Below are 19,521 nucleotides of genomic sequence, written 5' to 3' on the forward strand. Positions count from 1 at the left end.
GGTTGCAATTATCATTTTTTGTGTTACAACAAAAGTATAAATATAGGAAAAAAGTAGGTTATCACCAATGTCATTTGTCAGAGCACTTTTAACTTTCAGCCATTATTAACCTTCTTATCACCTATTCCGCTTGAATTATTAAGTTTACTTCCTAAATTCAGAAAAATACGTAATCTTTTTGCTAAAAGTTCTTCTAATGTTGTTAATACAAATAACACAAATTCTTATGCATCTTCTTCTGGTTCTCGTTACAAAATAACTAAACTCAATTTAGCTATTTTATTATTTCTTTTCTTATTAATCTTTATGGTATTTATTTTATTATCGATTAACTCCGATTTTAAAAAATATTTCAAAATAAATCAAAATAAATCCGGTGCTTATACTCCTGCTACAAAATTATCTGCTATTCCTAATTCTAATCCATCTTCCACTGCAGATTCATCTGCAAATGTTGTTTCTCCCACACATGCCAATTCTGCTTTGATATCTGTTAAAATACCAACTATTACAATGAATGATAGTATTCGCGACAACCAATTAAACACTATCATTGCTTTTTCATCGGAATTAGCCTTTACTAATCCTTCTACCACTGATACTCAATCATTAGATAAGAAAAGAAAACTTATTCAGTCTTTACAACAAATAAAACAACAAGTATTAACGAACACTGTCTCTATTAACGATTTTGAGACATTTGTTTCTGATTTTTGTATGCAAAAAAACAATTTGGATAATAATATTAATACCAACAAGAATTTTCATGACACCAATAACTCTATTTCTAATTTACAGCTGACTCCTTCTGCTTCCTCGTCTTCATCCTCTTCTTTAATTAAATGTTTAAAATTTGAGGACTCTTCTATTTCGCCTTCTAGCATTATTTCTTCTTCCCATTCTTTAGATAGTTGTATTCAAACTTCTACAACTGCTTTAGCTGATTATGCTTCTTTTATGTTATAAAGTCGGATTTGAGTATTATTCATTAAAAAAAGAGTTATAAAGTTGATGAACTTTTTTTACAACAAATAATCATACTAGAAAAATCATTTTTTCATATATTTTTTGTTTTAATTAAATTAGGATTCCGTAAGCGTTCAAAAAGTTTTTTATCTGCTTGCAACATTGTTTTACTTCTAGTAATACCGAACTTTTTTAAACTAGAAAAAGTATTTTCTTCTGATTGAATATATTTTAGAATTAATTTTGCAGTTACAGGTAAAAAAGGTTTTAACAAAACCCCAATAAAACGCAAAGTTTCTACTAAATTATACAAGCAAAAATCTAATTTATTATTATTTTCTGAACATGGGACTTTCGCTAAATTCCATGGTTTCACCATATCAATGTATTTATTACATGAACGAGCTAATTTTATTATTTGTGCTAAAGCATCATTCACTTGGTAAAATAACATACAATTTCTTATTAAAGATAAAGTATTTACAGCTTTTTGAGATAGGTTAATACCTAAATCTTCTTTTATAAGAATTTTCGTTAGTTGATTGTTACGATACGATTTAATCATGCCTAAGGAACGACTTAATAAATTACCAATAGTATTTGCTAAATCAGCGTTATATTGATCATAAAAAAGATCATAAGTTAAAATACCATCGGAAAGAGAAGGAATTTTACTCAAAACAAAATATCTAATAGCATCTGAAGGAAAAATCTGTAATAGATCATCTGTGTAAACTACATTGTTAGTAGATTTCGACATTTTTTTTTCATTAAATAAAATCCAAGGATGAATTAAAAACTGTTTAGGTAAAGGCAAGTTTAAAGACATTAATAGAATCGGATAATAAATAAGATGGAATTTGCTAATGTCTTTACCTATAACATGTAAATCGCAAGGCCAATATTTTCTAAATTTATCATTTATGTTAAACACATTAAAATTCAATTCATCGTTTAAACCAGTAATATAATTGCTTAAAGCATCTATCCACACATAAGTAATATGTTTAGGATCAAAGCTTAAAGGAATGCCCCAACGAAAAGAAGTTCTAGAAATAGCTAAATCTGTAAGAGGGGTTTTAAGTAAATTAAATATTTCTTTTCTTCTTTCTATCGGTAAAATTAAATAAGGATTTTCTTCTAAATACTTTAGTAATTTATCTTGATATTTAGATATTTTAAAAAAATAAACTTCTTCTTTAGTCCAAATAGGACTTTCGCCATTAGGCATTTTATGATCAATTAAATCTTTTTCTGAAACATAACTTTCCTCCGAAACAGAATACCAACCTTCATATAACCCTTTATAAATATCGCCTTGTGCAAAAAGTTTTTCTAAAATAATTTGCACATTTTGTTTATGTGAAAGACTAGTAGTTCGGATGAAATAGTCATATTGAATATTTAATGAATCATAGATGCGTTTTATTTCTGTAGATATATGATTTACATATGCTTGAGCATTAATATTCTTTCGAGCAGCTTTTTTTTCTATTTTTTGGCCATGTTCATCTGTTCCAGTTTGAAAATAAACATCATACCCATCTAATTTCTTAAAACGAGCTATAGAATCAGCTAAAATCATTTCATATACATTGCCTATATGAGGGAGAGAAGAAGCGTAGACAATAGAAGTTGCAATAAAAAACTTTTTTTTTATCATATTCATATAATATCCTTTATTAAAATTAAAGCTTATTCAAAATTATTTGTAATACAGTATTTATGATAAATTGTTTTTTTAGGAATTTTACGTTCTTTAGCTACCTTATTCAAAGCTTCTTTTCGAGAATAACCTTGTTTTAAGAAAAACATAATATGTTCTTCTAAAGAAATATTCTGATACCAAACGAGCGATTTATTACCTTCAATCACTAAAACATATTCTCCTTTGAAAGATAATTTTTCTTGTATTACTTCATTAATATCACCGTGAATGATAGTTTCAAATTTTTTAGTTAGTTCTCGTAACAATGCGACATTACGTATTTGATATTGTTTTTGTACTAATAATAATGTTTCTTTTATTCTCAGCGGAGATTCATATATAATTAAAGTTCCCTCAAAGAAACGATATTGTACTAGTATATTTGTTTTTTTATTTTTACTTTTAGGCAAAAAGCCTAAAAATATGAAAGGTATATCAAAAGTAGATATACTAAAAGCAGATAGTAAAGACGAAGCACCTGGCACTGAACTCACATGAAAACCAGCTTTTTTGATTGTTCTCACTAGTAAAATCCCTGGATCACTAATTAAAGGAGTACCTGCGTTACTAATTAATGCTAATTGTTTATTAGCTTTTAATAAAGATAAAATTTGTGCTATACGTTTTTTTTCGTTATATTTGTGCAAAGAAATTAATTCATTTGTAAATTTATAAAAATGCAAAATTTTACGAGCACGTCTAGTATCTTCAGCAAAAATATAATCAACTTTTTTTAAAATTTCTAAAGCTCTAAAAGTTAGATCTAACATATTACCGATAGGGGTTGAAACTAAATATAAAATAGCTTTAGGGTCCGTAAAAGTGTTTTGTGTTATTATTACCATAACTAAAAAATTTTTAAATCATAACTCTTTCTTTTTTTGTTCAATTTCTAATAACAAAGCCATTAGACAAAATGTGTTATTTAAAAAAAGAACTTTTTTTTCCATTCTAGCAAAAACTTCTAAAAAAATATTAATTTGGGGTAAAGTTAAATCGAGAAAAAATTTTTTATTTAATAAATTTTCTGGAAATGAAAACGCTAAATTGCTTTTTTTATAATGTAAATCTAAAAAAAATTTTGTCATAATAAAAATAAAATCATGCATAAAATGATCTTTTAGAGTTAAAAACTGAGCTTGAACAAATAAATTTTGCAAAAAATGAACATGATCGAAAACATTTATACAAAATAAAAAAAACTTTTTAAAATCTAAATAATAATTATCTTTAGATAAATGTATATCTTTTTTATGCAAATCAACTAATAAAGAAATCAAAATAAAATCCAAAGCACCTCTTTTTTTTATTATCGAATCGTTGTCTAATACATAATTAGAATGATTACTTAAAGAAAAAACTTGAGCCCTTGAAAGAATAGTAGGTAAAACTAAATTAATATTGCTAGTTAATAAAATCCCTAGAATATTTTCGTTGATAGGATTTTCTAAAAAATAAAGTAAACTACTAATAGATTGCTTATGAATATGTTCTATTTCCTCAATGACATAAACTTTTTTTTGTTGAATAAGAGAAGTTTGTCCAAAGTAATTATACATTTCTAAGATTTGTTCTCTTTTGATAGGCAAACTATTTTGTTGACACAAATAATAAAAATTAGGATAATTATTTTGTTGAATTAACGTCATTAAAGGAATATGCAAAGAGTTCTTTTTAAGAAATTCATAAGCTAAATCAAATGCCAATTTTTTTTGTTCTTGAAGACTTCCGCCTTCTATTAAATATAGATGAGATAATTTATCATTTTTAATAATTGTTTTAAATTGTTTTAGTAAAAAATCAGATGTATTCATAAGTCAATTTGAAATAATTCTTTTATTTTAATAGCGATAGATAATTGAATTTCTTTTAAAGAACGATTCGCGTTAATTTTACAAATTCTTTGAGGATATTGTAAGCAAAGTTGTAAATAACCTTGTCTTACTTGATCATGAAAATGCTTTTTTTGTAAGTCAAAATATTCAATTTTTTGTTTTCTTTGTGATTTTAATCTTTGAAGAGCAATGCTAGGATCTACATCTAAATAAAAAGTTACATCAGGTAACCATTCGCAAGCTAGTGGATTAATCTTTTGAATAAAATTTATTCCTAATTTTCTCACATATCCTTGATATACAAAAGAAGAATCTAAAAAACGGTCACAAATGACAATTTTATTTTGTTGCAAAACAGGGATAATAACTTTGGTTAAATGTTCAGTTCTATCAGCAGCGTATAATAAAGCTTCTGTTATAAAATCCACTTTATTATAAAATTGCATCAGTATTTTTTTAATCGGAATATTAAATTTACATCCTCCAGGTTCCTTAGTTAATATAACTGGATATTTGTTGACTATTTTTTTAAATAAATAAATAGCTAGAGTAGTTTTACCAACTCCTTCTCCACCTTCAAAAGAAATAAACATAATATAAATACCTTATTTTCAAATCTAATTTAACTGTAACTATTTTTCTATTACAGCAAATAATAATATTATATGAAAAAACTTATTATTAAGTGATAAAAAAATAAACAAATAATTATTTTTATGTCAAAACATTTTTAACTTAATTTTATAGTAAGACTTAAATCTATTAATCGCTAGAATTATTACATAATTATATAAACTTTTTTTAAATATTTTAAAAAGATTTTCTGTTATACAAAAAATATTCTAACATAAAAAACTCCATACACAAAGCAACAAGCAGAAACATAACACAAAGTAATCTTGAACAGTCATTTTATAATGAATTAATTTAGTACGAGAAGCTCCTACAATATAACCTCTAGTTTCCATTGCATTAGCCAAAACCGAAGATTTGCGAAAAGAAATAATAAAAACAGGAATTAATAAAGATAATAAATAATAAATCTTTTTTAAAATATTTTTAGTGTAAAAGTTGATGCCCCGAGACATTTGAGCTTTAATAATTTTTTTGGTTTCTTCCAACAAAAAAGGGATAAACATAAAAATCAAAGACATAACAATAGAGAAAAATTCTAAAGGAAATTTAATTTTTTTTAAAGGGCGCAAAACATTTTCTAACCCATAATTCATTTCCATAAAAGAAGTAGTTTCTCCAAACAACATAAATAATATTAATATTAATAAAATACGAATCAAAAGTGATAAAATTTTTAATAAATGTTGAGGTTTTAAAAAAAATATCTGTAGTATATTAGGTGCTAAAAAATTCAATTTATAAATTAAAAAAGGTAATATGAAAATAAAAAAGAAAAACAAAATATAGTAAACATATTTGTTTATTTTTTTTTTCAAAATGTAAGCAAAAATTAAAATTAATAATAGAGTATAAGGAATTGGCCAAATACAAATTTCAATATCATGTTGTGAAGATCTTGTTAAAGATAAATGAACCATTAAACTGAAAATAATAAGAAAATTAAAATTAGAAATTTTTTTTAATAAACTTATAAAAGAAATATCAATTTCTATTGACGAAAAAAACAAAAACAAAAAAAAGATAAAAACAAATAATGAATATAAAAATATCATTAAAAATCTTTTATGATTTAGTTCGCTTAAAAAAGTAATATCTAACCCTAAAACCACTTTAAATAAACAAATAATTGAAATAATTTTGACAGATGGGTGAATAAAGTATAAAAAAGATTTTTGTTTTTGAACATATAAATCATTATATACATTATCAATCATCATTATCTATGTTGTCCTTTTGATAAAATTTTCGTAAATATTCTAATAAATTTTTATAAGAATATGTTGGATAAAATGAAATATTCAATTTCTTTTCTAATAATCTAGAAATTTTAAAAGTTTGAGGTTCATATAATTCTAATTCGGAAAATTTTTTATGACTAAAAAAATCGTCTTTCATACCATCAAAAATAATTTCCCCTTTTTCTAAAAAAATAACTCTATTAGCATATTCAGCTACTAAATCCATATCATGAGTAATAAAAATAATAGTTTTTTTTTCGTTTTGATACATCTGTTTTAAAACATGCATAATTTCTAATTGACTTCTGTTATCTAACCCACGAGTAGGTTCATCTAAAATTAAAATAAAAGGATTCATGACTAAAATGCCGGCAATAGCCACTTTTCTTTGTTGTCCACTAGATAATTGAAAAGGTGATTTATAAAATAGATCTGATGTAATTCCAACTTTGTTTAAAGCATCGATAGATATTTTTTTGATAACTTCATTTGTTTGCTTAAAATTATTAAGAGTAAACATTACATCTTTTAAAACAGTTGTTTCAAATAATTGGTATTCCGGAAATTGAAAAATTAAACCTATTTTTTTTCTTAAAGTGGTTAATTTTTTAGATGAATTTTTAGCACTTATTTTTTGGTGAAATACTTCTAAATGCCCTTCTGAAGGTAACAATAAACCATTCATCATCTGGACTAAAGTCGATTTACCAGATCCTATAGGACCAATTATAGCAATAAATTCATTTTGTTGGTTAATTGTTAAATTAATATTTTGAATAGCATATTTTTCTTTTTTTTTGTAGTAAAACGTTACATTTTTAAACTGTATTGCCATAAAATATCCTGTATTTGTTGCAAAATTTCTAGTTTTATTATGTTTAAATTTTTTTCCTGTTCCATTGCATAATATATTTTCAAAGATAACGGTAATTTAACAAAATATTTTTGCAAAAATAAATAATCTTTTATAAAATTTTTTGGCATATCTTGTTTTAGTAAACAACCTCGATTTAAAAAAATAATCTCATCGCTCTGTAAAGCAAATTCTAAATCATGTGTAATAGTAATTAAAATTTTCTTTTTTTCTTTATGAATTTTTTTTACAATATCGTTTATTTCTTTTACTCCTTGTGGATCTAAAAAAGAGGTTGGTTCATCCAAAATAATAATTTCCGGATTCATAGCTAAAACTGAAGCAATAGCTACTTTTTGTTTTTGGCCTCCTGATAAATCTTGAGGTTTTTTATCTAGTAAATCATAAATATTTAATTCTTGCGAAATTTTAGTAATTATTTGCTGCATTCGTTGCCTAGATAATCTTTGGTTTTCTAAGCCAAAAGCAATATCACTTCGTACATCGAAACCTACAAATTGATAATCAGGATTTTGAAAAATAATTCCCATACAAGCTCGTAATAGAGATAAATTTTCTTCTTTTAACTCGAAATTATTAATAAAAATTTTACCTTTTTGTATTTGCAATAAACCAGCTAAAATTTTAGCCAAAGTTGATTTACCCGAACCGTTATCACCTATTATAGAGACCCATTGACCTGGCAAAATTTTAAAATTTATATTATTTAATATTGATAAATCTTTTTTATACCCAAAACTTAAATTTTTAACAATAATCATTTTATACCTAATTTTTCAAATTTTATTTTATACAGAAACAAAACTAAACAAACTATAATTTCATTTTTATAATCTCATCCAAAATTTATAAATTTAGGAATGGCTAATTATTACATTACAAAAACCAAACAAAATATTTATTTTTACGGCAATAATTGAAAAATTACTAAAATTGTTAGCTTTTTCAACAAATGCAAAATATGAATTATTAATTTCTTTTAACTTTAAAACCACTTATATACTGTTCAAATTACTAAACCAGAGAAATAATTGCCATAGGAGCTGAATCGCCTCGGCGAAACTCAGTTTTAATAATTCTAGTATAACCACCGATTCTTGCATGATACTTAGTGGATATTTCATTAAATAATTTTTGTAAAACAGTTTGATTTGGAGTCACTTTTTCATTGAAGAACAATAGCAAAGCTCTTCTTTTAGCGAACAAAGTGTTTTTTTTACCCAGAGTAATTGCTTTTTCAACTATTTTTCTAAGTTCTTTAGCTTTGGATAAAGTAGTTATAATTTGTTCATGAATAATTAAATCAGAAACTAAACTTCTTAATAAAGATTTTCTTTGAGGGGTATTACGTCTCAGTTTACTATAACTCATTTTATAATTTAAACCTCTTTTTTAAAAATATTATTTTATTTTTCGTCAATTTTCATATTAAAATGAAGATCTAATGCGTTCATTTTTTCTTTTAATTCTTCAAAAGATTTTTTACCTAAACTATTTAATTTCATAATATCTTTTTCTTGTTGGATAACTAATTCTTTAACAGTATGAATGCCTGATTTCTTTAAACTATTCAACAATCTAACAGATAATTCCAATTGTTCAATTTTAAAATCTAAAGCGTGATTATGACTTTCTATTTTAGGTTCATAAATAAAGTCTATCTTTTTAGTTTCTTCGCATAAATTCACTAAAACATTTAAATGATCAACTAAAATTTTAGCAGCAAGAGATAAAGCCTTTTTTGCGGTAATAGCACCATTAGTTTCAATTTCTATAACTAGTTCTTCTTTTTTACCTAATTTTTGTTCTACATGATAAGAAGTTTTTACAACAGGGGTATACAAAGAATCTATTGCAATCAATCCAAATCGACCTTGATTATAGATTTTATTTTCTTCAGCAGAACAATAACCGATCCCTTTTCTGACTGTAGCTATCATCTTAAAGTGAGTATTTTTTGATAAATGAGCAATTACATGTTCCTTATTAATAATAGTTACTCCAGGAACACTTTGAAAATCAGCTGCTGTTATAACTTTTGGGCCTACTACATTAATTTCTAGTTTTTCTTCAAAATCATCTATTGAATTATTAACAGATATAACTACTTTTTTTAAATTTAAAACAATGGACATTATATCTTCATAGACACCCTGAATAACATTAAATTCATGATCAAATCCTTCAATACGGATATTAACAATAGCAGCTCCAGGCAAAGAAGATAATAAAATTCTTCTAATGGAATTGCCTAAAGTATTAGCATGAGAAGATTGTAAACATTGAATAACAAATTTACCATAATGAGAATTAGTGTTTTCCTCTTGAATTATCATAATAGGTTTTAAAAATTGTAATTTTTTCATAACTATATCCTTTTTTATCAACCACGAGGACGTTTAGGTGGTCTACAACCATTATGAGGGATGGGAGTCACATCTTTGATAACAGAAATTTTAAAACCTTCATCGTTAAAAGTACGAATAGCAGTTTCACGACCAACACCAGGGCCTTTAACCCAAATTTCCACTTTCTGCATTCCATAGTCTTTAGCTAACAAGGCTACTTTTTTAGCGACTTGCTGAGCGGAATAAAAAGTTGATTTGCGGCTACCATCAAAGCCTAATTTACCAGCGCTGCAACTAACAATGGAATTGCCATACAAATCAGTAACATTAATAATTGTATTATTAAAAGTACTATGAATATGCACAATTCCAGCAGGAAAATTTTTTTTGATTTTTTTACGTTTAACTTGTTTAGTCAAAGACTTCATCAATTATAATCCTTTTCTTTTTATATTTTTGCCGCTTTTATTTTGTTTCGCGAAATTCAAAACATTTTTTTGTCGATTGCGACGAGTTGTTTTGGCATTATTTCTTGTGTTTTGGCCTCTAGCTGGTAAACCTAAAATATGTCGTTTTCCTCTGTAAGAATTTATTGACATTAAAAGTTTAATGTTCATTAAGGGGGCTTCTCGTCTTAAAAACCCTTTCTCATTTAATATATTAATTTCATTTCTAATAACAGATAATTGTTCTTCGCTTAAATCTTGAACTTTTATATTTTCGTTGATATTTAATGTTCTTAAAATTTTAAGAGAAGTTTTACGACCAATACCGTAAATATAAGTAAGGGCAATAAATACACTCTTATTACTAGGAATATCTGTTCCTGCAATTCTCAACATAATCCAGTAAGACTCCTTTCTAACCCCTATCCTTGTCTTTGGTTATTACGACGATTTTTTTTATTTATGACATAAATTTTTTTTTTACGTTTAACAATAATGTCGTCAATACTACGTTTTTTTACAGAAGCTCTGACTTTCATGTTGTTTCCCCTTTTCTAGTATTATAACGATAAATAATACGTTTATTGCAATCAACTCGCACTTTGTCTCCTAAGATAATACGAATATTATTAATACGTATTTTGCCTGAGATACGAGCAATAATATCTTCGTGGTTATTCTTGTCATCTAAAAGTTTTAATTTAAATTTTTCACCAGGCAATATCTCAATGACTCTAGCATCAAAAGTTAATAATTCAGCTTCATGGGCCATAATTCTATTTTTATCACCTCCATATTTTTTTATGTTAAAATTTCATATCCATGATCAGTTACTAAAATAGTATGTTCAAAATGAGCACTTAAACTATTATCTCTTGAAATAGCTGTCCAACCATCAGCCATGATTATAACGTCTTTACTACCTAAAGTAAACATAGGTTCAATACAAAAAGTCATTCCTGAAATTAATAAATAGTTTTGCTCGACAAAATCAAAATTAAAAATACGAGGAGCCTCATGTAGATGTAATCCTATGCCATGTCCAGAAAATACTTCAACTATACCATAGTTATATTTTTTACCAATTGCTGAAATAGCATAAGTAATATCTGATATATAATTACCCGGTTTAACTTTACTTATTCCCGCATATAAAGCTTCTTGAGTATGTTGGAGAAGATTTTCTACTTTTTTAGGAATTTGTCCTATAGCATAAGTCCAAGCTGTGTCTACACAATATCCTTTATATCTTATACCTAAATCTAGAGTAACAATATCCCCCCATTTTAAAATTTTTTGGCGCGATGGCAATCCATGAACTATAGCTTCATTCACAGATATACAAACATTGCCCTTATAACCTTTATAACCTTTAAAAGCAGAAATAACTCCGTGTTTAGCCATTAATTCGCCAGCAATTTGATCTAACTGCCAAGTAGAAACCCCTTCTTTTAAAAAAACAAATAATTGTTTTTTTATTTTAGATAAAATTTGTCCTGCTGTTTTCATTACAGCGATTTCATCCCATGATTTAATTGATAACATATAAAGCCTCTAATTAACTCTTAAACATATTTATCCAATATAAATATTAAAAGAGTTTGTTATATAACCTCTTAACATTAGTTTTGCCAGAAGAAATGAATTGAACAATATCAATAGCTACTCCAACAATAATTAAAAGACTAGTACCGCCTAAATTGAAGGATTGACTAATACGTAATTGTTTTAAAACCATAAAATTAATTAAATCTGGAAAAGCAGCTAACAAAGTCAAAGATAATGCCCCCATAATAGTAACTTTGAATAATTCTTGTGTAAGTTTATAAACAGTTTGCTCGCCTGGTTTAACACCTTCTAAATAAGCGTCTTGTTTAGATAAATGGTCTGCAATATCATTTGGATTAATCATTATAAAAACTGAAAACACTGAAAATAATAAAATTAACAAGAGATAAACAAAAAAACCTAACCCCAAGTAATTATATTGGGAGTTTTGAAATTTAGTAATCAATTGTCTTAAGGCACTATCTGGTTTAAAAAAAGCACCTATAGTAGGGATTACACTTAACAAAGTGTTAGCTAGAATAACCGGTAAAATACCAGAAGTATTAATTTTCAAAGGAATATAATTTTTGATTTTTTTATGATCTTGTTGTGTAGCATAGTTAATAGGTATTTTTAAATAAGACGAACATAAAATAATTGTTAAAATTAACAAAATCAAAAACGAAAATATAATCAATAATCTTTGTGTTAAACTTAACAAATTATTATTAGAAAATAAATATTTCAAAGTTCTGGATAAATTTTCACTTACACTTATAACTATTAAAAGAGAAATACCATTACCTATTCCTTTAGAACTAATTAAATCAGACAACCAAATACAAATAAAAGTACCAACAACTAAAAAAAAGATTACTTGGATAACAAGAGTTTTTTGAAAATAAATATCAAAAATGCCTGCACGTAAAATTAAAGATAAACTTTGCCCTATAGCAATTAATAAAGTTAAGCATTTAGTAACTAAGTTGATTTTATATTTCCCTATTTCGCCGTGTTCGTTCCATTCTTTCATCCAAGGAAATACTTTATGAGCTAACTGCATTACAATAGAAGCCGTAATATAAGGAACAACTCCTAAAGATAAAAGATATATAGGCATAGGGTTATTAAATATAGAAAAATCTTGCACAACAAATCTCTTTAATTTAGCTAATTCTAATATCATTGGCGGAATACAAGGAATATATATATTAATTCCAATTACATAAATCAAAACAATAATTAAGGTAAAAAGAATTTTTTTAATTACATTTTTTTTATCTTTGAAATAATCTACTAATAATTTCATTACAAACTACCTTTTTATTATTTCTATATTTCCTCCAGATTTTTGAATTATATCTTGAGCTTTGCGAGAAAATTTAGAAGCTTGAACAACTAGTCTCTTATTTAAATGACCTTTACCTAAAATTTTAATCGAATAATTGTTTTTTTTAATAATTTTTTTCTCTAATAATAAATCTCTTGTCACTAAAGTATCATTATCAAAAAATTCTAATTTTTCTATATTAATAAGATTATATTGTTTTTTGTTAACATTATAAAAACCTCGCTTAGGAATTCTTTGAAAAAATGATGTTTGACCGCCTTCAAATCCAATCCTAGTTTTACCACCAGAACGTGCTAATTGTCCTTTATGTCCTCGCCCACAAGTTTTACCATTCCCGCTTCCAGGCCCTCTTCCTAAACGTTTAATAGTTTTTCTAGCACCTTTAACTGGTTTTAACAAATGTAACATACTAAATTTTCCTTTCAGAAATTTCTTTCACTATGACCAAATGACTAATTTTTTTAACAATTCCTCTAATAGTCGCAATATTTTCTTTAATAACTTTTTGGCGAATTTTTTTTAATCCTAAATGATGGGCGTTTTTAACTTGATTAGGAGTTCTACCGATTAAACTTTTACGTAGTTGAATTTCTATTTTGGTCATTTGGATACACCTCTGATACGTGATTCTAAAGAAATGCCTCTAATTCTTTCTACATCTTTTATATTTCTTAATTGGGAAAAGCCATCCATTACAGCTCTCAAAACATTAACATGTGTTCTAGCACCTAAAGATTTTGTTAAAATATCAGTGATTCCAGCTAATTCTAAAACTGATCTTGCTGCTTTTCCTCCAGCAACAATACCTGTTCCTTTTGAAGCAGGTTTTAAAAGAAATTTAGTAGCTCCAAAATGACCTACAATTTCATGAGGAATTGTTGTCCCTTTTAGTGGTATAGAAACTAAATTTTTTTTTGCTTTTTCTAAAGCTTTTTTTATAGCATCTAGAATTTCTCGGGCTTTTCCAGACGCAAAACCTATTTGCCCTTTTTTATCACCAACCACAACTAATGCAGAAAAACGAAAACGACGACCGCCTTTAACTACTTTAACAATTCTATTTATACTGACTACTTTTTCTTCAAAGAGAGATTTTTTTTTGTTAGTAATTTCTTTCTTCATAATTGTCATTCCTTTCAAAATACTAAACCTTCTTTACGAGCGGAATCAGCTAAAATTTTGACACGTCCATGATATAAACGCCCACCACGATCAAAGACGACATGACAAATACCTTTGTCTAAAGCTTTTTTAGCAATTCTTTTGCCGACATCTGAAGCTACTGTAGCATTAATCTTATTAGCATTAATTTCCTTACTATGGACGCTACATAGAGTTATACCTTGTTGGTCATCTATTATTTGGACATAAAAATATTTATTAGAATAAAAAACATTTAAACGTGGTTTTTGGGCATTACCTATAATACTTTTTCTTAAACGTAAGTGACGTTTTTTTCGTAACATTTGAGAAGATATTTTTTTAATCATATTTCCAATAAATCCTTTTATTTTATTTTTTAGAACTTTTACCAGCTTTACGATAAATATATTCTCCAACACAACGTATACCTCTACCTTTATAAGGTTCTGGTTTATAAAGAGACACTAATTTTTGGGCAAATTCTCCCACTAATTGTTTTTCAGTACCTTTAATAGTGATAAATGTTTTATTAGAAACTTCTACTTCTAATTCAGGTAAAATATCAACAACAATTTCATGAGAAAAACCTAATTTAAAAATTAATTGAGATCCATCAATACGACAATTATAACCTAATCCTACAATTTCTAATTTTTTAACAAAACATTCCTTTAATCCTGTAATCATATTATTTAACAAAGATCTTGTAGTACCATGTATTTTTTTCATAAAAACCTTATCATTAGGTCGTGTAATAGTGATTGAATTATTTTTCAAAAGAATGTTTAAAAGAGGATTAAATTGATATATTAATTCTCCTTTCGGAGATTTCACAGAAACCAAATTTTTATCTTTAATTTCAACTTGAATATTTTCAGGAACTAAAATAACTTTTTTACCTACTCGGGACATGTATTCTCCTTCATTATTACCAAATTAAAGCTAAAACTTGACCACCTATACGAGATGACAAAGCTTCGTAATTTGTTAAAATTCCTTTAGATGTGGAAATTAAAGCTACGCCGAACCCGTTGAAAACCTGGGGAATGTTTCTAACAGTAACATACTGGGAAACCCTTCTTAATCCTTTAATAGCACATTCTTTGGTGATTAAATCATATTTAAGTTGAATAATAATATTTTTTTTATTCGAATCTAAAAGAAAATTTCTAATAAAACCTTCTTTTTTCATAATCTCTAATATTTGAATTTTTAAGTTTGAAATAGGGACTAAAACTTTTTCATAACGCATAGCATTAGCATTACGAATTCTTGTTAACAAATCAGCAATAGGGTCAGTCATTACCATAAATATTATATTTTCCTTTCTTTTTACCAACTCATTTTTATGATGCCAGGTATTTCGCCTTTATTAGCCAATAAACGAAAATTAATTCTAGAAATTCCAAACTTTCTCATATATCCTCTTGCTCTGCCATCAATTTTATCTATATTTTTACAGCGAACAGGAGAAGAATTAACAGGCAAACGAGATACCCCCTGATAATCTTTGTTACGTTTTAATTCTAAACGTTTTTCCCTATATTTCCAAAACAATTGTTGTTGTTTGAAATTTTTAATAATTTTAGATTTTTTAGCCATAAAAATTAAATACTCCTTTTTTATATATTTCTTTTGAAAGGCATGCCATAAAATTCTAATAATTTTTTAGCTTCTTCATTGCTCTTAGCAGTAGTAACAATACAAATATCCATACCAAAAATTCTCTTAATTTTATCAAAACTAATTTCAGGAAAAATAATTTGTTCCTTTATACCGATATTATAATTACCTCTTCCGTCAAAAGATTTAAGAGAAAGACCAGAGAAATCTTTTAATCTTGATAAAACTATATGAATCAATTTATTTAAAAAAAATTCTTTTTTAGTTCTTCTTAAAGTAACTTTTAAACCAATAGACATGCCTTCTCTTAATTTAAAGTTAGAAATAGATTTTTTAGCTTTAATAACAATAGGCAATTGCCCACTTATTAGAGTTAATTGTTCTTGGCATTCTTCTAAAATTTTAGTATCAGAAGCAGCTCTACCTACTCCCATATTAATAACTATTTTTTCTATTTTAGGGACTTGCATTATGGTTTTAACATTAAAAATTTCTTTTAAAGACGAAAAAGAATTATTTTCAATATCATTATTATTTTTATTCATTTCTTTTTAACCTTTTCCTTTAATTAGAAATTGCTAAACCTGTTTTTTTAGAATAACGTATTTTTCTACCGGATTCAAAACGAATTCCTACACGAATAGGAATCTTTTCTACAGGATCAATCAAAGCAACATTAGAAATATGAATCGGCATTTCTTCTCTAATAATATTCCCTTTTTTATTATTTTCAGAAACAGTTTTATGTTTAGTTGCTATATTAACACCTTCTATTAAAACTTTTTTTTCTTTAAAAAAAACTTTTACTACTTTTCCGGTTTTAATTATTTTCTTTTTATTATCAGGATGAACTATATAACGATCTTTTCCTGCAATAACAGCTACTATATCACCTATTTTAATATACATCACAAAACCTCATATTATCAATAATTCTTCAGCCAAGGAAAGAAACTTAGAAAAATTACTATCTTTAAATTTTTGATTCTTCACTGCAGGACCTAAAATTCTGGTTCCTCTAGGAGTCATATCATCTTTTATAATGACTACGGCATTATCATCGAATTTAATATAACTACCATCTTTGCCTTTTGTGCCGTATTTAGTGCGTAAAATCAAAGCTTTAGTCACAACCCCTTTTTTTATTGAACTAGAAGGGATTGCTTTCTTGATAGAAACAATAACTACATCTCCAATATGGGCATAACGTTTTCTAGTAGCTCCAGGAATACCAATAACTAAAACCTCTTTAGCGCCGCTATTATCGGCAACTGTTAAACGACTATTAATTTGAATCATGACTTAACACCTTCATCAGATAAAAGTATTTTCAATAAACGAAATCTTTTATTTTTAGACAAAGGTCTTGTTTCTGAAAAATAAACTAAGTCCCCTATTTTAGCATTTTCATACTCATCGTGAACATAAAATTTACTCACTTTTGTAACTCGTTTTTTATACAAAGGGTCTTTTTGATAATAACGAACAGCAACAACTATAGTTTTCTGCATTTTATCAGATACAACTTTGCCTGTAAAAAGCTTTCTACAATTACGCATGCATATCAACTCTCTTTCATTTATTTATTATATTTGGCAAAAATAAAACTGTTTTTTTCAGTTTAAACTTAATGCTATAAACTAAATCAAATTTGTCTGAATAAAGATTCAGAAATAATTATTTATATTATATTTTATTGAATTTGGAATTATTTTTGTCAAATATTTCGTTTTCTTTCATAATAGTTTTTAATCTAGCAATAGTTTTTTTTATTTTCCGAACATTAGATGTATTTTTTAATTTAGATAAATCTAATTTTAATTTATTATCGAATAACTCTTTTTTCAAATAAATGATTTGTTTATGAATATCATCATTAGACATTTGCCGTATTTCCTTAGCTTTCATTATTCCTGCCCTCTTTTAACAATTTTAGTTTTAACAGGTAATTTATGGGATGCTAACCTTAAAGCTTCTTTTTCTATTGCTGCTACATTATTCAAATCACTAACTTCAAAAATAACTCTACCTTTTTTAACAACTGCTACCCAACGAGCTGTATTTCCTTTGCCCGAACCCATTCTGACTAGCTTTTTTTCAGTTAAAGGTAAATGAGGGAAAATATTAATAATTACAGTACCCTCTCTTTTTAATTGACGAGTCATAGCAATACGAGCAGATTCTATTTGACGAGCATCAATCCAAGCTCCTGTTTGAGCAACAAGACCATAATTACCATTAATAATTTTTGTTTGTCCTTTAGACTTGCCTTCATAACTCAAACGATGTAAACGACGATATTTAGTTTTTTTCGGCATTAACATAATATTATTCCTCTTTTTTTTACAACTGTTTAAGATATAACTTAAATTTTAGAATCTTTATCATTATGAAATCCCGAAGTAGATAATATCTTGGCTGCTTTATCTTCAGTAAAAGTAGGAGTAGAAGACTTAATAACTTTTTGAATAGGTTTAGGAATAAAATCACCATGACAAATAAACACTTTAACCCCTATAACACCATAGACAGTATAAGCTGAAGCATAAGCATAACTAATAAGAGATCTAAAAGTACCTAAAGGTAAAATCCCTCTAATTATAGATTCTTGTCTTGCAATTTCAGCTCCACCTAAACGCCCTGAAATAATAATTTTAATTCCTTTGACTCCTGTTTTTAAAGCTTTTTGAACAGCTATCTTTTGAACAGATCTAAAAAAAGCCCTCTGTTCTAATTGTACAGCAATATTTTGAGCTACTAAAGAAGCTACTCCATCAGGATTTTTAACTTCAATAACATGAACTGTAACATCTTTTTGAATTAATTTTTGAATACTTTGGATTAATTTATTTTTTTGTTTATTGTCAGTGCCTATAACAATACCTAATTTAGCAGTATGAAGATAAATTTGCACTTCTTCTTTATTTGTTTTTTTGAGACGTTGAATTTCAACAAGGGAAATTGTGCCTTTTGTATAATAATTACTGATAAAAGTTCTAATTCGATAATCTTCATGAATTAAAACAGGTACTTGTTTATCCTCGGCATACCATTTAGATGACCAATTTTTTAGTAGTGATAATCTTAACCCAATAGGGCTACTTTTCTGACCCATTTTGAATTTCCTTTCTCTTGTTTTCTGTTTGTTGTTGAGAAGAGATAACAATTGTTATATGACTAGTTCTTTTTTGAATTTTATTAGTTCTTCCCTTAGCTCTTGGCAACAAACGTTTCATACGTAATCCCTCATTAACAAAAATTTTTTTCACATATAAATTTGCCGCATCCAAATTAAAATTATTAACAGCGTTAGCAATAGCGCTATTTAACAATTTTAAAATAATTGGTGACGCTGCTTTAGAAGTAAAAGTTAAAATCGCTTGTGCTTCTTTTACATGTTTATTACGAATTAAATCCACTACTAAACGTGCTTTTCTAGGAGCGATAGCTGCTTGATTTACAATAGCTTTCACATCATACATAAAACCATTCCTATCCACCCTTCTATTTATGTTTAGTTATTTTTTTATCTTTTTTAGCATGAACAGCCACTTTGCGAGTTAATGTTAAAGAACCTAATTTAAAACCTACCATATCTTCCGTAATAAAAATAGGGATATATTCTCTACCATTATGAACTGCAATTCTATGACCAACAAACTCAGGTGTAATATTAGTTCTGCGCGAACGAGTTTGAATAAGTTTTTTAGTTTTATTTTCGTTTTGTTGACGTATTTTTAATAATAAATATTCATCTGCAAAGGACCCTTTTTTAATTGAACGAGCCATATTCAAATTTACTCCC

At 26.6% G+C, this 19,521-nt stretch carries 32 protein-coding genes; 1 reads left to right on the plus strand and 31 read right to left on the minus strand.

Annotation, left to right across the window (positions count from 1 at the left end; translation table 11 throughout):
- Nucleotides 1-306: 306 nt before the first annotated feature.
- Nucleotides 307-966: a hypothetical protein gene (locus OC680_RS01170; protein WP_304515296.1), complete on the plus strand. Its 660-nt coding sequence runs from the start codon at nucleotides 307-309 to the stop codon at nucleotides 964-966.
- 91 nt (nucleotides 967-1,057) lie between these two features.
- On the opposite strand, the gene OC680_RS01175 is transcribed toward OC680_RS01170, so the two are convergent.
- The 31 genes from OC680_RS01175 to rpsS form a co-directional block, all read right to left on the minus strand.
- On the minus strand, nucleotides 1,058-2,635 hold the full coding sequence (locus tag OC680_RS01175) for a class I tRNA ligase family protein (protein ID WP_304515297.1): 1,578 nt from the start codon (nucleotides 2,633-2,635) through the stop codon (nucleotides 1,058-1,060).
- 26 nt (nucleotides 2,636-2,661) lie between these two features.
- Entirely contained in the window at nucleotides 2,662-3,519 is an 858-nt protein-coding gene (gene rsmI, locus OC680_RS01180; protein ID WP_304515298.1) for a 16S rRNA (cytidine(1402)-2'-O)-methyltransferase, read from the minus strand.
- An 18-nt stretch (nucleotides 3,520-3,537) separates the two neighbouring features.
- Nucleotides 3,538-4,488 carry a hypothetical protein gene (locus OC680_RS01185; protein ID WP_304515299.1) on the minus strand — a complete coding sequence of 317 codons (951 nt, stop codon included), beginning with the start codon at nucleotides 4,486-4,488 and terminating at the stop codon, nucleotides 3,538-3,540.
- Nucleotides 4,485-5,102 (minus strand): dTMP kinase, encoded by a 618-nt coding sequence (gene tmk / locus OC680_RS01190; RefSeq protein ID WP_304515300.1) that lies wholly within the window; start codon nucleotides 5,100-5,102, stop codon nucleotides 4,485-4,487. The genes OC680_RS01185 and tmk overlap by 4 nt, the downstream gene beginning before the upstream one ends.
- Nucleotides 5,103-5,351: 249 nt before the next feature.
- Complete coding sequence (locus OC680_RS01195; protein WP_304515301.1) at nucleotides 5,352-6,359, minus strand: energy-coupling factor transporter transmembrane component T family protein; 1,008 nt, start codon at nucleotides 6,357-6,359, stop codon at nucleotides 5,352-5,354.
- Nucleotides 6,352-7,218: an ATP-binding cassette domain-containing protein gene (locus OC680_RS01200; RefSeq protein ID WP_304515302.1), complete on the minus strand. Its 867-nt coding sequence runs from the start codon at nucleotides 7,216-7,218 to the stop codon at nucleotides 6,352-6,354. Before OC680_RS01200 ends, OC680_RS01195 begins: the two co-directional genes overlap by 8 nt.
- Entirely contained in the window at nucleotides 7,194-8,018 is an 825-nt protein-coding gene (locus OC680_RS01205; RefSeq protein WP_304515303.1) for an energy-coupling factor ABC transporter ATP-binding protein, read from the minus strand. The genes OC680_RS01200 and OC680_RS01205 overlap by 25 nt, the downstream gene beginning before the upstream one ends.
- A gap of 253 nt (nucleotides 8,019-8,271) precedes the next feature.
- Entirely contained in the window at nucleotides 8,272-8,628 is a 357-nt protein-coding gene (gene rplQ, locus OC680_RS01210; protein WP_304515304.1) for a 50S ribosomal protein L17, read from the minus strand.
- 35 nt (nucleotides 8,629-8,663) lie between these two features.
- Nucleotides 8,664-9,623, minus strand: a complete 960-nt coding sequence (locus OC680_RS01215) for a DNA-directed RNA polymerase subunit alpha (protein ID WP_304515305.1) — start codon at nucleotides 9,621-9,623, stop codon at nucleotides 8,664-8,666.
- 17 nt (nucleotides 9,624-9,640) lie between these two features.
- A complete protein-coding gene (rpsK, locus tag OC680_RS01220; protein ID WP_304515306.1) occupies nucleotides 9,641-10,033 on the minus strand; it encodes a 30S ribosomal protein S11 in 393 nt (130 codons plus the stop codon).
- A gap of 3 nt (nucleotides 10,034-10,036) precedes the next feature.
- Nucleotides 10,037-10,447, minus strand: coding sequence for a 30S ribosomal protein S13 (gene rpsM, locus OC680_RS01225; RefSeq protein WP_304515307.1), 411 nt, complete (start codon nucleotides 10,445-10,447; stop codon nucleotides 10,037-10,039).
- A 26-nt stretch (nucleotides 10,448-10,473) separates the two neighbouring features.
- The gene (rpmJ, locus tag OC680_RS01230; protein ID WP_304515308.1) at nucleotides 10,474-10,590 is read right to left on the minus strand and encodes a 50S ribosomal protein L36; all 117 of its coding nucleotides are present in this window, start codon (nucleotides 10,588-10,590) and stop codon (nucleotides 10,474-10,476) included.
- Nucleotides 10,587-10,823, minus strand: coding sequence for a translation initiation factor IF-1 (locus OC680_RS01235; protein WP_304515309.1), 237 nt, complete (start codon nucleotides 10,821-10,823; stop codon nucleotides 10,587-10,589). Before OC680_RS01235 ends, rpmJ begins: the two co-directional genes overlap by 4 nt.
- A gap of 29 nt (nucleotides 10,824-10,852) precedes the next feature.
- Nucleotides 10,853-11,596 (minus strand): type I methionyl aminopeptidase, encoded by a 744-nt coding sequence (gene map / locus OC680_RS01240; protein WP_304515310.1) that lies wholly within the window; start codon nucleotides 11,594-11,596, stop codon nucleotides 10,853-10,855.
- Nucleotides 11,597-11,642: 46 nt separating this feature from the next.
- A complete protein-coding gene (gene secY, locus OC680_RS01245; protein ID WP_304515311.1) occupies nucleotides 11,643-12,908 on the minus strand; it encodes a preprotein translocase subunit SecY in 1,266 nt (421 codons plus the stop codon).
- A 6-nt stretch (nucleotides 12,909-12,914) separates the two neighbouring features.
- Nucleotides 12,915-13,358, minus strand: a complete 444-nt coding sequence (gene rplO, locus OC680_RS01250; RefSeq protein WP_304515312.1) for a 50S ribosomal protein L15 — start codon at nucleotides 13,356-13,358, stop codon at nucleotides 12,915-12,917.
- 1 nt (nucleotide 13,359) lies between these two features.
- A complete protein-coding gene (rpmD, locus tag OC680_RS01255) occupies nucleotides 13,360-13,554 on the minus strand; it encodes a 50S ribosomal protein L30 (RefSeq protein ID WP_304515313.1) in 195 nt (64 codons plus the stop codon).
- The gene (gene rpsE / locus OC680_RS01260; RefSeq protein ID WP_344676931.1) at nucleotides 13,551-14,081 is read right to left on the minus strand and encodes a 30S ribosomal protein S5; all 531 of its coding nucleotides are present in this window, start codon (nucleotides 14,079-14,081) and stop codon (nucleotides 13,551-13,553) included. The genes rpmD and rpsE overlap by 4 nt, the downstream gene beginning before the upstream one ends.
- Before the next feature lie 5 nt (nucleotides 14,082-14,086).
- A complete protein-coding gene (rplR, locus tag OC680_RS01265; protein ID WP_304515315.1) occupies nucleotides 14,087-14,440 on the minus strand; it encodes a 50S ribosomal protein L18 in 354 nt (117 codons plus the stop codon).
- A gap of 22 nt (nucleotides 14,441-14,462) precedes the next feature.
- On the minus strand, nucleotides 14,463-15,005 hold the full coding sequence (rplF, locus tag OC680_RS01270) for a 50S ribosomal protein L6 (RefSeq protein ID WP_304515316.1): 543 nt from the start codon (nucleotides 15,003-15,005) through the stop codon (nucleotides 14,463-14,465).
- 16 nt (nucleotides 15,006-15,021) lie between these two features.
- Nucleotides 15,022-15,402, minus strand: a complete 381-nt coding sequence (gene rpsH / locus OC680_RS01275; RefSeq protein WP_304515317.1) for a 30S ribosomal protein S8 — start codon at nucleotides 15,400-15,402, stop codon at nucleotides 15,022-15,024.
- Nucleotides 15,403-15,425: 23 nt separating this feature from the next.
- Nucleotides 15,426-15,695, minus strand: coding sequence for a 30S ribosomal protein S14 (rpsN, locus tag OC680_RS01280; protein WP_304515318.1), 270 nt, complete (start codon nucleotides 15,693-15,695; stop codon nucleotides 15,426-15,428).
- Nucleotides 15,696-15,715: 20 nt separating this feature from the next.
- Nucleotides 15,716-16,261, minus strand: a complete 546-nt coding sequence (rplE, locus tag OC680_RS01285; protein ID WP_304515319.1) for a 50S ribosomal protein L5 — start codon at nucleotides 16,259-16,261, stop codon at nucleotides 15,716-15,718.
- A gap of 19 nt (nucleotides 16,262-16,280) precedes the next feature.
- Complete coding sequence (rplX, locus tag OC680_RS01290) at nucleotides 16,281-16,625, minus strand: 50S ribosomal protein L24 (RefSeq protein ID WP_304515320.1); 345 nt, start codon at nucleotides 16,623-16,625, stop codon at nucleotides 16,281-16,283.
- Between the two features lie 9 nt (nucleotides 16,626-16,634).
- A complete protein-coding gene (gene rplN, locus OC680_RS01295) occupies nucleotides 16,635-17,015 on the minus strand; it encodes a 50S ribosomal protein L14 (protein ID WP_304515321.1) in 381 nt (126 codons plus the stop codon).
- Nucleotides 17,012-17,275 (minus strand): 30S ribosomal protein S17, encoded by a 264-nt coding sequence (gene rpsQ / locus OC680_RS01300; RefSeq protein WP_344676875.1) that lies wholly within the window; start codon nucleotides 17,273-17,275, stop codon nucleotides 17,012-17,014. The genes rplN and rpsQ overlap by 4 nt, the downstream gene beginning before the upstream one ends.
- Nucleotides 17,276-17,402: 127 nt before the next feature.
- Nucleotides 17,403-17,624, minus strand: a complete 222-nt coding sequence (gene rpmC, locus OC680_RS01305) for a 50S ribosomal protein L29 (protein ID WP_304515322.1) — start codon at nucleotides 17,622-17,624, stop codon at nucleotides 17,403-17,405.
- The gene (gene rplP, locus OC680_RS01310; protein WP_304515323.1) at nucleotides 17,624-18,040 is read right to left on the minus strand and encodes a 50S ribosomal protein L16; all 417 of its coding nucleotides are present in this window, start codon (nucleotides 18,038-18,040) and stop codon (nucleotides 17,624-17,626) included. Before rplP ends, rpmC begins: the two co-directional genes overlap by 1 nt.
- Before the next feature lie 41 nt (nucleotides 18,041-18,081).
- Nucleotides 18,082-18,831: a 30S ribosomal protein S3 gene (gene rpsC, locus OC680_RS01315; RefSeq protein ID WP_304515324.1), complete on the minus strand. Its 750-nt coding sequence runs from the start codon at nucleotides 18,829-18,831 to the stop codon at nucleotides 18,082-18,084.
- Nucleotides 18,815-19,198 carry a 50S ribosomal protein L22 gene (gene rplV / locus OC680_RS01320; RefSeq protein ID WP_304515325.1) on the minus strand — a complete coding sequence of 128 codons (384 nt, stop codon included), beginning with the start codon at nucleotides 19,196-19,198 and terminating at the stop codon, nucleotides 18,815-18,817. The genes rpsC and rplV overlap by 17 nt, the downstream gene beginning before the upstream one ends.
- Nucleotides 19,199-19,220: 22 nt before the next feature.
- Nucleotides 19,221-19,505, minus strand: a complete 285-nt coding sequence (gene rpsS, locus OC680_RS01325; protein WP_304515326.1) for a 30S ribosomal protein S19 — start codon at nucleotides 19,503-19,505, stop codon at nucleotides 19,221-19,223.
- Between the last annotated feature and the right edge of the window lie 16 nt (nucleotides 19,506-19,521).

Origin of the sequence: Candidatus Phytoplasma melaleucae, assembly GCF_030588185.1 — a bacterium.
GTDB lineage: Bacteria > Bacillota_I > Bacilli_A > Acholeplasmatales > Acholeplasmataceae > Phytoplasma > Phytoplasma melaleucae.

Bases quoted from the DNA above. Each gene is read 5' to 3' on its own strand.
- OC680_RS01170 (WP_304515296.1), top strand. From the start codon at position 307: ATGGTATTTATTTTATTATCGATTAACTCCGATTTTAAAAAATATTTC.
- OC680_RS01175 (WP_304515297.1), bottom strand. From the start codon at position 2,635: ATGAATATGATAAAAAAAAAGTTTTTTATTGCAACTTCTATTGTCTAC.
- rsmI (WP_304515298.1), bottom strand. From the start codon at position 3,519: ATGGTAATAATAACACAAAACACTTTTACGGACCCTAAAGCTATTTTA.
- OC680_RS01185 (WP_304515299.1), bottom strand. From the start codon at position 4,488: ATGAATACATCTGATTTTTTACTAAAACAATTTAAAACAATTATTAAA.
- tmk (WP_304515300.1), bottom strand. From the start codon at position 5,102: ATGTTTATTTCTTTTGAAGGTGGAGAAGGAGTTGGTAAAACTACTCTA.
- OC680_RS01195 (WP_304515301.1), bottom strand. From the start codon at position 6,359: ATGATTGATAATGTATATAATGATTTATATGTTCAAAAACAAAAATCT.
- OC680_RS01200 (WP_304515302.1), bottom strand. From the start codon at position 7,218: ATGGCAATACAGTTTAAAAATGTAACGTTTTACTACAAAAAAAAAGAA.
- OC680_RS01205 (WP_304515303.1), bottom strand. From the start codon at position 8,018: ATGATTATTGTTAAAAATTTAAGTTTTGGGTATAAAAAAGATTTATCA.
- rplQ (WP_304515304.1), bottom strand. From the start codon at position 8,628: ATGAGTTATAGTAAACTGAGACGTAATACCCCTCAAAGAAAATCTTTA.
- OC680_RS01215 (WP_304515305.1), bottom strand. From the start codon at position 9,623: ATGAAAAAATTACAATTTTTAAAACCTATTATGATAATTCAAGAGGAA.
- rpsK (WP_304515306.1), bottom strand. From the start codon at position 10,033: ATGAAGTCTTTGACTAAACAAGTTAAACGTAAAAAAATCAAAAAAAAT.
- rpsM (WP_304515307.1), bottom strand. From the start codon at position 10,447: ATGTTGAGAATTGCAGGAACAGATATTCCTAGTAATAAGAGTGTATTT.
- rpmJ (WP_304515308.1), bottom strand. From the start codon at position 10,590: ATGAAAGTCAGAGCTTCTGTAAAAAAACGTAGTATTGACGACATTATT.
- OC680_RS01235 (WP_304515309.1), bottom strand. From the start codon at position 10,823: ATGGCCCATGAAGCTGAATTATTAACTTTTGATGCTAGAGTCATTGAG.
- map (WP_304515310.1), bottom strand. From the start codon at position 11,596: ATGTTATCAATTAAATCATGGGATGAAATCGCTGTAATGAAAACAGCA.
- secY (WP_304515311.1), bottom strand. From the start codon at position 12,908: ATGAAATTATTAGTAGATTATTTCAAAGATAAAAAAAATGTAATTAAA.
- rplO (WP_304515312.1), bottom strand. From the start codon at position 13,358: ATGTTACATTTGTTAAAACCAGTTAAAGGTGCTAGAAAAACTATTAAA.
- rpmD (WP_304515313.1), bottom strand. From the start codon at position 13,554: ATGACCAAAATAGAAATTCAACTACGTAAAAGTTTAATCGGTAGAACT.
- rpsE (WP_344676931.1), bottom strand. From the start codon at position 14,081: ATGACAATTATGAAGAAAGAAATTACTAACAAAAAAAAATCTCTCTTT.
- rplR (WP_304515315.1), bottom strand. From the start codon at position 14,440: ATGATTAAAAAAATATCTTCTCAAATGTTACGAAAAAAACGTCACTTA.
- rplF (WP_304515316.1), bottom strand. From the start codon at position 15,005: ATGTCCCGAGTAGGTAAAAAAGTTATTTTAGTTCCTGAAAATATTCAA.
- rpsH (WP_304515317.1), bottom strand. From the start codon at position 15,402: ATGGTAATGACTGACCCTATTGCTGATTTGTTAACAAGAATTCGTAAT.
- rpsN (WP_304515318.1), bottom strand. From the start codon at position 15,695: ATGGCTAAAAAATCTAAAATTATTAAAAATTTCAAACAACAACAATTG.
- rplE (WP_304515319.1), bottom strand. From the start codon at position 16,261: ATGAATAAAAATAATAATGATATTGAAAATAATTCTTTTTCGTCTTTA.
- rplX (WP_304515320.1), bottom strand. From the start codon at position 16,625: ATGTATATTAAAATAGGTGATATAGTAGCTGTTATTGCAGGAAAAGAT.
- rplN (WP_304515321.1), bottom strand. From the start codon at position 17,015: ATGATTCAAATTAATAGTCGTTTAACAGTTGCCGATAATAGCGGCGCT.
- rpsQ (WP_344676875.1), bottom strand. From the start codon at position 17,275: ATGCGTAATTGTAGAAAGCTTTTTACAGGCAAAGTTGTATCTGATAAA.
- rpmC (WP_304515322.1), bottom strand. From the start codon at position 17,624: ATGAAAGCTAAGGAAATACGGCAAATGTCTAATGATGATATTCATAAA.
- rplP (WP_304515323.1), bottom strand. From the start codon at position 18,040: ATGTTAATGCCGAAAAAAACTAAATATCGTCGTTTACATCGTTTGAGT.
- rpsC (WP_304515324.1), bottom strand. From the start codon at position 18,831: ATGGGTCAGAAAAGTAGCCCTATTGGGTTAAGATTATCACTACTAAAA.
- rplV (WP_304515325.1), bottom strand. From the start codon at position 19,198: ATGTATGATGTGAAAGCTATTGTAAATCAAGCAGCTATCGCTCCTAGA.
- rpsS (WP_304515326.1), bottom strand. From the start codon at position 19,505: ATGGCTCGTTCAATTAAAAAAGGGTCCTTTGCAGATGAATATTTATTA.